At 48.3% G+C, this 13218-nt stretch carries 6 protein-coding genes and 1 pseudogene; 4 read left to right on the top strand and 3 right to left on the bottom strand.

Annotated features, from left to right (window positions below; all coding sequences use genetic code 11):
* Together FE296_RS00550 and FE296_RS00545 are read right to left on the bottom strand one after the other, a co-directional pair.
* Positions 1-695: pseudogene (locus FE296_RS00550) on the bottom strand (YVTN family beta-propeller repeat-containing protein); the annotation flags it as partial.
* Between the two features lie 34 nt (positions 696-729).
* A complete protein-coding gene (locus tag FE296_RS00545) occupies positions 730-1089 on the bottom strand; it encodes a hypothetical protein (RefSeq protein ID WP_124115896.1) in 360 nt (119 codons plus the stop codon).
* Positions 1090-1952: 863 nt separating this feature from the next.
* On the opposite strand from FE296_RS00545, the gene FE296_RS00540 reads away from it, so the two are divergent.
* From FE296_RS00540 to FE296_RS00515, 4 genes are all read left to right on the top strand, one after another.
* Positions 1953-3887: a carbohydrate-binding protein gene (locus FE296_RS00540; protein WP_150364011.1), complete on the top strand. Its 1935-nt coding sequence runs from the start codon at positions 1953-1955 to the stop codon at positions 3885-3887.
* A gap of 33 nt (positions 3888-3920) precedes the next feature.
* A complete protein-coding gene (locus tag FE296_RS00535; RefSeq protein WP_150364010.1) occupies positions 3921-5984 on the top strand; it encodes a beta-xylosidase family glycoside hydrolase in 2064 nt (687 codons plus the stop codon).
* 582 nt (positions 5985-6566) lie between these two features.
* A complete protein-coding gene (locus tag FE296_RS00520) occupies positions 6567-11537 on the top strand; it encodes a discoidin domain-containing protein (RefSeq protein ID WP_150364009.1) in 4971 nt (1656 codons plus the stop codon).
* Between the two features lie 175 nt (positions 11538-11712).
* Positions 11713-12432, top strand: coding sequence for an SDR family NAD(P)-dependent oxidoreductase (locus tag FE296_RS00515; protein WP_150364008.1), 720 nt, complete (start codon positions 11713-11715; stop codon positions 12430-12432).
* A gap of 79 nt (positions 12433-12511) precedes the next feature.
* Here FE296_RS00515 and FE296_RS00510 read toward each other — a convergent pair.
* Positions 12512-13218: leucine-rich repeat domain-containing protein (locus FE296_RS00510; protein WP_150364007.1), on the bottom strand; the 707-nt coding region annotated here is incomplete at its 5' end.

The following is a 13218-nucleotide window of genomic DNA, read 5'->3' as shown; positions in this document are numbered from 1 at the left end:
CCTGTTGCTCCCGTAACTCCGGTTACACCTGCGATGCCTGTTGCTCCCGTAACTCCGGTTACACCTGCGGTCCCTGTTGCTCCCGTAGCCCCGGTTACACCTGCGGTCCCTGTTGCTCCCGTAGCCCCGGTTACACCTGCGGTGCCTGTTGCTCCTGTAACTCCGGTTACACCTGCGGTCCCTGTTGCTCCCGTAACTCCGGTTACACCTGCGATGCCTGTTGCTCCCGTAACTCCGGTTACACCTGCGGTCCCTGTTGCTCCCGTAACTCCGGTTACACCTGCAGTCCCTGTTACTCCCGTTGCCCCTGTTGCTCCTGTGGCCCCGGTGATGCTTGGAATTTCACCCAGTAATTCGGAAGAAACCAGACGATGGGCTGTTACCAAAGCTCCTGTGCTGCTCTTACCCCATACGGATATTTGAACAGGATCATTACCTACCGCTGGTGTTGTAAAAGTAAACTCGAAGGCATCAAAATTGCCATAATAGTTGTTGGTTATTACTTGATTGGGTACGATGTCAAAAGACTCACTGACATACAGTACTCTTATTCCACCACTCATGTAATACCCTTGTATTTGTACGGTTGAGGCTGTCACATCACTACGGTTATCAATTCTGACAGTAACTGTCTGAGTCGGTCTTACACCGCTAACAACATTATTTTCTATCGGCCCTGTAGATAAAAAGCTCATCGCTACATCTCCTCTTTTGGTTATTTCTTATCTTCTAAATGTTATTAGCTGTTTTTTCGTGCTCCACCACCCGGTGTGCATCAACCAATTGTCCAGAGGCTTGTTTGCCCCACACTGAAATCCCTACTTCCTTCACACTTGCCACATCTGTTTCAAATACAAACTCAAACGCATCTAAATCTGCAAAATAATCTCTGGTCACTGCTTCGTTAGGGGCTATACTAATCACTTCACTTACATACAACGTTCTCGTTGTGCTTAGCACATAACCCTGAATGGATACTGTTACAGAATCCACATCAGTCTGACTTACCAATTTAATCGTTATCTGTTGTGTCGGTCTAACTCCGGAAACCGGGTTGTTTTCAATCGGTCCTGTTAATAAAATAGACATTTTTCCCCATCCCACCTTTTTATGAACCTCATACTCTATCAATATTTGGCATAAGCTCACTTGATAGTAATATTCAAAAACTCAATCGACGGTGTGGACAAAACACAGGGGGCTTTTTCACCATTATCAATAAACAACAACCTTGTATGCCCCGTGCTTATCTATACACTGAATGAAATATGTACAACAGGGAGAAGACATTTTGCTAGTGAAAGTTGAGCATCAGTAGGCGAGTTTGTTGTTTAATGACCTAACTCGATTCCAGCAAAAAAAACGACCTATCCCCCATTCGATCACGGCCGCTGCTTAAGACGTGTTTATATTCGTGTTTATTTGATGAGGTTATGAACATACAGTTGATGCTGAACCATCCGTTTGAGTTTTATCCATAGAATAGTAATCCTTCTTGATTCTCCACCAAATAGAAAAAGATTGTATTATCTTAAAATTGTGATATGATATCGTCAAGTTAATAAACATTTAAAAGAAAATATGAAAAATAATTACATTTAAACGTGACCAAATCTCTTTCTTCGCCAAATTTCATGTGTTCTAACCCATTTTATTGAAAGCGATTACAAAAAGAAACCTGACAGATTATAGCTTTTCTAATCGCACACACAGATGCAGGCGTACTTCGGGTTATAGCCACTCTCCTTGCTGCCGTGCCCATGTACCCGGTGCACAGGTCGTCTGGCTTAAACCATATATGACAACATGAAGACTTAACTTAACAGCCAACCTAACCATTATTTCAAGAAGGGGGTGACATGAGGAAAATCTCTTCGTTTTTGGGCATTTCATCATCACTGCTATTCTGAATTTCGACTCACCAACTAAACAATCTCATGGAGGCGAAACGTATGATTCGTAAACCGCTAGTTTTGTTGTTGTCGTGTCTGCTAATCTTTGTCACCCTACCCGTTGAATCGAGCCATGCAGCCAATGCAGCAGTTGCCAAACTCCCTGGAAATTCCAATGCCCTCATCGATCATAAACTGGGAGCTGATCCTTATGTGCTCGTCCATAACAATCGGGTCTATGTCTACATGACAGGTGATGCATATCTGTACAACAGTGACGGCTCTGTCAGAGAGAACCAGTACAGCACCATCGGGAAAATTAACGTCATCTCTTCAGCTGACATGGTGAACTGGACAGACCATGGTTCCATCCCTGTAGCGGGTGCGAATAATGCCAATAATGGACAAGGTATTGCCAAATGGGCTACCCAATCCTGGGCTCCTGCCATGGCGAAGAAAACCATTGCCGGCAAAGAAAAGTTTTTTCTCTATTTTGCCAACTCGGGCGGAGGTATCGGGGTACTCACAGCGGATTCTCCCATCGGTCCTTGGTCCGACCCAATCGGACGTGCCCTCCTGACACACGGAACACCGGGGATGTCTGGTGTAACCTGGCTCTTTGATCCGGCTGTTCTTGTCGATGATGATGGCTCTGCTTACTTGTATGCTGGAGGCGGTATTCCAAACGATACCAATGCTGCTTCCATTGCCAATCCCAAAACAGCTCGGGTCATTCGTCTCGGTGCCGACATGACCAGCGTGGTGGGCAGTGCGGTTACTATTGATTCTCCTTATATGTTCGAAGATTCTGGCATTCACAAGTATAACGGCAAATATTACTACTCCTACTGCATCAACTTTGCAGGGACGCATCCCACTGCATATCCAAAAGGTGAGATTGGATACATGGTCAGCGACAGCCCGATGGGCCCTTTTACGTATAAAGGTCACTTTCTGAAAAATCCTGGCACGTTCTTCGGCGTAGGCGGCAATAACCACCATGCCGTGTTCCAGTTCAACAACGAATGGTATGTGGCGTACCATGCACAAACGGTGAGTAAGGCATTCCTCGGTGATGGCAAAGGGTACCGTTCCACCCACATTAACAAGCTGACCCACAACGCGGATGGCTCCATCCAGGAAGTGCAGGGTAACATGACTGGTGTATCCCAAACGACCAACCTCAACCCGTATGTCCGGGTGGAAGCGGAAACCATCGGCTGGCAAGCGGGAATTAACACTGAACCGAGTCAAGCGAGCGGTGGACCTGTAGCCAATCAGAATGTTACTAATATTCATAATGGAGATTGGATCGCGGTCGGCAATGTTGATTTTGGCTCAGCCGGAGCCTCCAAATTCAAGGCTAATGTCGCTTCTACCGGAAATGGCAACATCGAGGTCCGATTGGACAGTCCGACAGGCCCACTAGTTGGAACACTTAACGTAAGTTCAACTGGCGGTTCGCAAACTTGGCGCGAGATGGAGACCAATGTTACCAACGCTACAGGGGTACATCGTTTGTATCTGGTGTTTACAGGCTCGGGCAATGGTAACCTGTTCAAACTGGACTACTGGCAATTCACATCCGGTTCGGGCGGCAACCCTAACCCAAATCCTAATCCAAATCCAAACGTTACCCGTTACGAAGCCGAGAATATGACGCTTGGCGGCCAATACGCTGGCGTAATTAGTTCTCCTTTTAATGGAGTCGCTCTTTACGGGAACAATGATTATGCAGCATACAATCAATATTTTGCATTCCCAACCCATCAATTCTCTGTCCGCGGCGCTTCCAACAACAATAATACAGCCCGTGTTGATCTGGTCATCGGGGGTGTAACCGCTGGTTCTTTCTACTTCACGGGAACGGAGCCGACCGTTCAAACCCTCACCGGCATCACTCACGCTACAGGCAACCAGGAAATCAAGCTGGTCGTAACAACGGATAATGGCACTTGGGATGCTTACATTGATTATCTGGAGTACTCGCTTTAATTCATAGGACATGATCAATTGGGAGGATAGAATATGTGGAAAAAAATCAGTGCTCTTCTACTCGCTCTTCCTTTGCTTATAACATCATTCCCTTTGACCAGTCCGGCAGCTTCAGCAGCAACGTTCAGCAATCCGATTATTTACGCGGATGTTCCTGACAGTGACGTCATTCGGGTGGGCAATGCATTTTATATGACAAGCACAACGATGCACATGAATCCGGGAGTACCCGTCATGAAGTCTTATGATCTGGTCAACTGGAGCATCGTAAACTATGTATATGATACGCTTGGAAACGGGGATATACAGAACCTGAACAACGGACAAAACGAGTATGGGCGTGGTTCCTGGGCGAGCAGCTTGCGGTACAACAACGGTGTCTATTATGTGGCTTTTGGCTCGCTTTCCACCGGCAATACGTATATTTACCAAACCAGCAATATTGAAACAGGGCCGTGGACACCTTACACATTGAACAGTTATTACCATGACCCCTCCCTCTTGTTTGACGGGAATCGAACCTTTCTTGTTCACGGCAGTGACAATATCAGTATCGTTGAACTGACACCTGATGCCAAGGCGGTCAAGTCCGGCGGCCTCAATCAGGTCCTGATTCTCAACGCGAGCAGTGTAGCCGGCTCCAACATGATTGTGAAGGCAGAAGGAGCACACATTCAGAAGATCAATGGTATGTACTATGTATTCCTGATTGCCTGGCCTTCGGGTGATGGTCGCATTCAGCTTGCCTATCGTGCAAACACATTGACAGGGCCATACACAGGTAAAGTTGTACTCAGAGACTCGGGTATTGCGCAAGGAGGCATCGTGGATACCGGATCCGGTGCATGGTACGGCTTGCTGTTTCGAGATAGCGGGGCCATTGGACGCATCCCCTATCTCGTGCCGGTGACGTGGTCGGATAACTGGCCTGTGTTTGGGGTGAATGGCAAGGTCCCCTTGAACATGAATTTGCCCGTTGAAGGTCAGCCAGCTGCCAAAATCTACGGGTCCGATGAGTTCAACGCAACCACATCAGGCACACCCTCAGTAACGCAACTGTTAGTGAACGGCGGCTTTGAGGAGAGCAGCATTCAGCCCTGGACCAGCAACAATACGGCGACCATCACCGTAACAAATGCCGAAGCGTTCAGCGGTACAAAAAGCCTGCTCGTCAGCAGCAGACAGCAGACAGCAGGCGGAGCCAAACAGATGGTTACAGGCAAGCTGGTACCAGGAGAAACGTACTCTTTTTCGGCAAAAATCAAATACACGACTGGTCCTGCAACCAAAACGTTCAATCTTAGCATCCAGAACGGTGCAAGTTATACCGGAATTTCCATTATGGGAAGTGCGACGCTAACCCGCGGACAATGGGGTGCTCTTCAAGGTACGTATACTGTTCCGTCGAATGCAGACCTGTCCCAAAGCTTTATTTTTGTGGAAACACCATATAACTCGAATCCTGACCCGACCAATGATCTGATGGCGTTTTATGTGGATGACGTCTCCCTGACGAGCAATTCATCTACCGGCACATCCAGTCTGGCTCCATACTGGCAATGGAATCATAACCCCGATGCTGCCAACTGGTCCCTGCTCCAGCGGCCCGGGTTCATGCGGTTAACCGCTGGCAAAATCAGCAAAAACCTGTTGGAAGCCCGCAACACGCTGACACAACGAACCTATGGTCCAAAAAGCACAGGGATTACTTCTTTGGATACAGCAGGCATGAAGGATGGTGATTATGCTGGGCTCGCTGCTTTTCAGGCCAAATATGGTTTTGTCGGCGTTAAAATGACAGGCAGCACCAAATCCATCATTATGGCTAATGCCAGTTCCGGCACCATGACCGAAGTAGCAACGGTGCCATTAAACCAGAACAGAATCTATCTCCGCGTCATCTGTGATTTTACGAACCAAACCGACAAAGCCTACTTTGCTTATAGCCTGAATGGCAGCAACTGGACAACCATCGGCAATACACTTCAAATGTCTTACACCCTGCCACACTTTATGGGATACCGGTTTGCACTATTCAATTATGCAACGAAGTCTACCGGAGGATATGCAGATTTTGATTATTTCCGCGTAGAATAAATGTGGTTGTATTCGGTTATTAATTTTTCGGTTATTAATCAGGACCTGGACTTCACCATGTGTGAGCCAGGTCCTTTTCAGTACATTTCTTATGAAGAGTTTCAGCTTTTAACTTTTAAAAATCCCGGAACTGTTTTATATAACGCATGTATTCTTCAGCACTTCGGTTAATCTCTTCATCCGTAGCCTGGAACGAGGCACCGTAGACTGCATAATGCGGCAGCGTGGATGTCATGTGTGCTTGGGGGAGGGACAATATTGCTCTCAGACAACAACGGGGCGAAGATATCGTATTGTTGGAGAACCACGATTCCGAATCTTGATTTCACAGTTGCACATCCCCCATACATTATGTAGGACATATGTCTCTTTTTCCACGAAAACGATTAAAAAACCTTTATATTCCAGACCAAATGATCGATATACAAAATGGGGCACCTGAATATCCCGTGTTGAGCATTGGATTCACATCTCACAAATGCAACACGGGAGAACAGAATGATACATACGGTAGCGAGTAAGAGAAGGAAAATAAGCTCTATCTGGTGAGATGGAGGGCTAACAAAGGAGAAGGAGAGTCATATGAAGGTAAGAACGAGTCAAAAAGGAAAAACACGCCACATCTACATCAACTTGATGTTATCTGTTCTGTTATTGATTAGCAGCATCCCGCTGTGGCCAATCTCAAAAGTGCACGCCGCAGATGAGGAACATCATCTGTTATCCCTGAACCGGCCGGTGTACAGTTCCTCATCTCTGAGCGGCAATACGGCAGACCATGTGGTTGACGGCAACAAAAACACCCGCTGGGAAAGCATATGGCAGCAAGATCCGCAGTGGATCTATGTTGACTTAGGCGCGGTGGCCTCCATCTCGGGCATCTCCATCCAGTGGGAAAATGCGTATGCTTCCAGCTTTGATCTGGAAGTATCCAACGACGAGGTCCATTGGCAGTCTGTTTACTCCACAACGAAGGGGCAAGGCGGCCTGACCGAAATTGAGGTCACAGCGGAGGCACGATATGTGCGCTTGTTCAGTCATCAAAGAGCACAGCCAGCCTATGGCATCTCTGTATACGAATTCAATGTATACGGGACGGGCGGAGCAAATCCACCTCCCAAACCAGCAGCCATGAACCTTGCACTTGGACAACCGGTTACCGCGTCTTCGGAAGAAATTGATGAGCCCAGCCGTTCAGCCGAGGATAAAGCCAAAATGGAAAAAGGGAATTACGAAGCCCGGAATGTAACGGATGGCAATTCGGATACACGCTGGTCTTCCATCTACAAGGATCAGGAATGGATTGTTGTAGACCTTGGACTAAGCCGGGAAATCGGGAATGTATCCCTGCAATGGGAAAACGCTTTCGGACGTGCATATGATATTCAAGTATCCAATGATGCACAGCAATGGACTACATTGTACCGGGAACTGCACAGCAACGGTGGACGGGATGAAATTCCGGTATACGCCGAAGCACGGTATGTGAAATTGGCCGGACTTGGCAGAGGAACAACCAATGGATACTCCCTGTACGCATTTGATGTCTACGAGTATATCGAAGGTGATGCCAAACCTGTGCATACCATTCCGAATATCCCTGAACCGTCATCCGTACAGATGGGTTCCGGCAGTTACGCTGTAAATGACATCACGATGCTGCAACCGAAAAATCCGAAAAATCGTACATCTGATATTACGGCGCCTCTCCCTTCCAATGACTGGTGGCAGTCTATTCTTGTATCCGATCTGGGGGATGGCAACAGTCTGGTCACACTCCCGCTCAAAAGCAGATATACCAAACAAGGACTTCAAATTCTGAATCCCGGAGCTGGCTACGTTTCGGCCGATGGCGGTTCTATGGACGCTGACGGAGAACCGGATCTGATCATGACCACCAGCAATATGAACCCGGCGGAGGTCAATACCAAGGTGGCGGGGTATGGGGATTATTCCGCCACGATCATCATGAGTGATGATGACACGGCCAAAATGAACACCACGTTTGTGAAGGGTTCCCCTTTCCTGTACAACACCTTCGCTAACCCGGATACCATTATTGTTCGTTCGCCCAACATCACACGTCTCTTCGATGATCAGAACCGTGAAATTGTTCTGAAGGATGGAGAATCGCTGACAGCCGATCATATCGGCGTTGAAATAACCAATCAGGACAGAGCGCCAAAGCCTCAGACCTTTACAAGAAATTACGGGATCTTTGCACCTGAAGGAACCGTATTTATGAAACTTGGCAATACGCTCAAGATCAAGCTGGGCCAGAGCGAAAACTATCTGTCACTGGCTACCCTGCCGTCCGCGGCAGAGCTGCCTTATTATTACCAGCATGCCTACGCCTTTGTTACCGATACACAAGTGGACTACAAATATAACGAGAGCACTTCACTGGTAACGACTACCTTCAACTCGGTAACCCAGACGAAACGGGCAGGCTTTTCCTCCGAGACACTCATGGCCTTGTTTCCGCACCAATGGAAACTGGCGACTACTCCGTTAACGGAGCTTGCTTACCCTTCCATTCGCGGCATGATGAAAGTAAGTGAAGGCAATACGTTTACGACACAGGATCGATTCTATGGCATTATTCCGCAGTTTGTAGAGCCGGATGATCCGACCTACTCACGTGCACAATTAATCAGCTATCTGGATCAGCTTGACGCGGATACGGCAGGCAATCTGATGAGCGAGGATCCTTACTGGCAAGGGAAAAAGCTTCATCCGCTTGCGCTGGGTGTACTTATCAGCGACCAGATCGGAGATACGGTGCGACGAGACCACTATCTGTCCCTGCTTCGAAACATTTTGACAGATTGGTATACTTATTCGCCGGATGAACCTTTGCACTCGTATTATTTTTATTATTCGGATGAATGGGGAACCATTTTCCCTTACGGTAGTGGATTTGGTGTTAATACCGGATTGACAGATCATCATTTTACCTACGGCTATTACGTTATTGCATCGGCTGTGTTGGCCACATATGACCAAGCATTCTTGCAAGATTACGGCGACATGGTTGAGCTTCTGATTCGGGACTATGCCAATCCTTCACGGACAGATGATCAGTTTCCAAGACTTCGCAATTTTGATGCGTACGCAGGCCACTCCTGGGCAGGTGGTTACGCTGATAATCGCAGCGGGAATAACCAGGAGGCGGCAGGTGAAGCCCTCTTTAGTTGGGTCGGCCAATATATGTGGGGTGAGGTGACAGGCAACAAAGCCTATCGCGACACCGGAATCTGGGGTTTCGTGACCGAAGAGAAGGCTGCCGAGCAATACTGGTTTAACTATGACGGGGATAACTGGCTGGAGGATTACCAACATGCTACGGTAGGTCATGTCTACGGCAGCGCCTACCTGTATGGAACCTACTTCTCGAATGAGGCCGAGCACATTTACGGTATTCACTGGCTGCCACCAGCGGAATGGATGACCTATTATGGACGTGATCCGCAGAATACTAAGGCTCTCTACAATGGTCTCATCAAGGATCTTGGCGGTCAGCAGGAGCGCACATGGCAACATATTATCTGGCCGTTCCAGTCCATTGGAGACCCGCAAGGTGCTCTAGCCAAATGGAATACGAGCGAGATGCAGCAAAATGAAGTCTTTAACGCGTACTGGTTCATGCACAGCATGGCTTCTACCGGAACACGCACGATGGAAATCTGGGCAGATGATCCGGCAGCAACCGTGTACGAAAAAGACGGCGTCTATACAGCGCAAATCTGGAATCCGTCCGACACTGTCAAAACAGTGCATTTCTACAATGCCAATGGCGCTTTGGGTTCGGCTACCGTTTATGCCAAAGCGCAAGTAAAGGTTAACCCGCTGGAACATTCCGTTGTTAAACAGCCGGATGCCTCTCAGGGTGTAGTCTATCTCGATCGGAGCCAATGGACCATTACGGCATCCTCCAGTTCGGAGCCGGTAGAGCGCATGGTCGACGGTGATCTGACTACACGCTGGTCATCCGGACAGCTTCAGAAGCCCGGCGATTGGCTGCATATTGATCTGGGAAGCGAACAGTCTATGGATACGGTATTCATGAACTCCGGCAACAACGGCGGTGATTATGCTCACGGGTACGAAATCTACGTATCCAAAGATAACGAGAACTGGGGCCAGCCTATCGCAGAGAGCGCTGGAACATCTCCAAGTTTGTCCGTGGAATTGGGCATGCAAACTGCCCGTTATGTCAAGATTGTATTGACTTCCTCTGCGGACAGCTGGTGGTCGATCTCTGAACTCAAGCTTGCCCGATTTGGCAAACTTGAAGCAACACCAGAGCTCCCACAGCCCGTACCGCCTCCAGATCGCTCTTCATGGATCGTAACCGCCTCCTCTACTCAAGGAGCAGATGTGACAGCCAATATGCTGGACGGAAGTTCAGATACAGTATGGACAAACGGTAGGAAGCAAACCAAAGGACAATGGATTACCATTGACCTTGGCCAGAAGAGTTTTTTCGATGCCATAGAATTGGACCCGGGCCATGCGAAAGAAGACTATCCGAGACAGTATCGGATTTATGTCTCGGATGACGGTGAACACTGGGGCACATCCATTACGGGCGGCGAAGGCACGCCTGGACGCATGTCCATCACCTTCCCTGAACAGCAGGCTCGTTATGTGAAAATGGTACAGATTGGGGATTCCGATCAATGGTGGACGATCTCCGAGTTGTTTATTCATTATAATGGAACGGGCAAACAAAAGCGGTTGCTGCCAGACGGCTGGTCCGTAACAACTTCAACCGGAGACGATGCATCGGCTATACTCGACGGCTCGGACCAAACACGCTGGACCTCCGGTCAGACTCAAACAGGCGGCGAATGGATTCAGATTGATCTGGGAGCCTCGCAACCAGTGAATCGGATTGTGCTGGACAGCGCGCACAGCGGTGAAGACTTTGCTCGCGGTTATGAAGTATTTACTTCCCTGGATGGAGAGCAATGGGGGGAAGCCCTGGCTTCGGGTGAAGGATCAGATCCGCTGGTTTCTATCCCCTTTGCATCGCATGAAGCACGTTATATTAAGGTCGTACAGACGGGTACTGATTCTCATTGGTGGTCCGTGGCTGAATTAGAGGTCTATACCGCTGATCAGACACCCTGGATATCCGGGGAACAGGATCATCTGCTACCTGCTGAACTGGATCGAACATCATGGACAGCGACTGCCTCCACCTCTGGAGATGTTCTGGCGATGCTAGACGACGATCTGAATTCACGCTGGACCTCTTCATCTGGTCAACATGCCGATCAATGGGTCCAGATTGATCTGGGAAGCAAGCAGAGCTTCAGCCGCTTGACCATGGATTCGGGCAGCAGCATTAACGATTATGCTCGCAGTTTCCAGTTCTACACTTCTGATGATGGCGAACATTGGGATGGGGTTACGGAAGTCCTGGGAACAGAACCCGTCATTTCACATACGTTCTCCAAACAAACGGCGCGATACATCAAAATGGTTTTGACCGCGGACACTCCCGAGTGGTGGTGGTCCATTGCCGAGTTAAAACTTTACCATTAATGTCATCACGATCTGTTCAACCACCTCTCTCCCGTTCTTGCGGGAGCAGGGGTGGTTTTTCTATGCCAAGGATGAAGCATACCTCATTCAAACTTCATGTTCCATACATCACCTCTATAGTAAGATATAGATTAATGTATATTCACTAAATGCTATTCAACAAGGAGGGTTCCGTATGAAAAATATAATTGTCTTTGGTGCAAGCAAGGGATTAGGCGATGCATTTGTCAGAGGCGTGCCACAATCCGGTGAAAAGGTCTGGGTGGTCTCCCGCAGCAAGCCGGAAAGTCTGTCCGTGGAGGATGGCGTCCAGCGAATATGGATTCAGGCTGATCTTTCCGAGCTTCAGGCCGCGGAGCAAGTTGCCAGCGAGCTTCAAGGCGAGACGTTGGATGTGCTTATTTATAACGTGGGGATCTGGGAAAAGGAAGGATTCGAAGAGCACTACACGTTTGATAAGGATGAACCAGCAGATATCAGTCAGCTGATCCATGTGAATGTGACTTCTACGATTGTATGTATACAGGCTTTACTGCCTCAGCTCCGCCAGTCTGAAGCAGGGAAGATCATCCTGATCGGTTCAACAGCCGGTTTGAGCAATGCAGGCAGCAGCCAGGTTTCTTTTGTCGCCTCCAAATTTGCCATACGGGGTATTACGGAAGCTCTAAGAGAACATACGAGGAATGACCGCATCGCGGTGACATGCATCAACCCGGGAGAACTGGCGGCAGAAATTCCGTATGAAGACGGGATGGAACGTGCACTGGCCGAGTATGACGGGACCCGCATTCCCCTGCAGGATATGGTTACCATCGTTCGATGTATCATCAGCTTGTCCAAAGCGGCCTGCGTGAAAGAGATCAACATGCCTGCATTAACGGATACGAACACCTAGATAGCAATGACATCTACACGCCTCAATCGGTCCGTTCACCGGAGTGCGCTCTGTATACACACGCTGGACAGAAGCCCGTTTAAATTAATACATGCGATAAGTGCGCAATACCTATAGAATTCAGGCGTTCATGCTCAGGGATATTTTCATATAACAAATGGGATTTTCCGGCATTGTCCAGGTGATCACGCATAGCTGCAATTCGTCCTTTGTTAACATCAATAAAACGAAAATCGATTTGGCGCAAATGCTCCAGCCCGGTCAGTCCAGCAAATGAATCCGCCTTGAGCGCCGTATTAATCTCTTTCAGTTCAATAGACTCCAAAGCACGGGCTGTCCATAGATGTTGGGTATCCCGTAACGATTTCATATAGTCCAGTTCGAGTTGTCTGAGAGAGTTCAGATGGGAAAAGTCGCATAAATGCTCCAGCTTAGGCAAGGACAGATGCAGATATTCCAGCCCGCGCATCTGTTCGAGTCCCTGAATGCTTGTCAGTTTGCGAACAGAGCTGAGCTTCAACATCGAGATGGTCGACTGTGTCAATACATCCAATCCCCCTTTTAACTCACAGTGATCCAGGGATAGATATTGAAGCATGGGCAGTTCCGCCAACACATCAGCACTTTCGACCGTGCAGTTCAGAATGAGCGTATGCAGTTGGAGGCATGCAGCAATGGAAGCAAATCCGTTGAATTTGCCACGCAGTTCAAGAAAGGTCAATCGTTTGTAGTGTTTAATAAAATCGAGCCTAGTTGCCTTTGCAGGTGAATTCAATCTTAGAAACT

Source organism: Paenibacillus sp. UASWS1643 (assembly GCF_008693195.1).
Lineage (GTDB): Bacteria > Bacillota > Bacilli > Paenibacillales > Paenibacillaceae > Paenibacillus > Paenibacillus amylolyticus_B.
The sequence above is the reverse complement of the archived record's forward strand: the minus strand, read 5'-3'. Positions and strand labels throughout refer to the sequence as shown.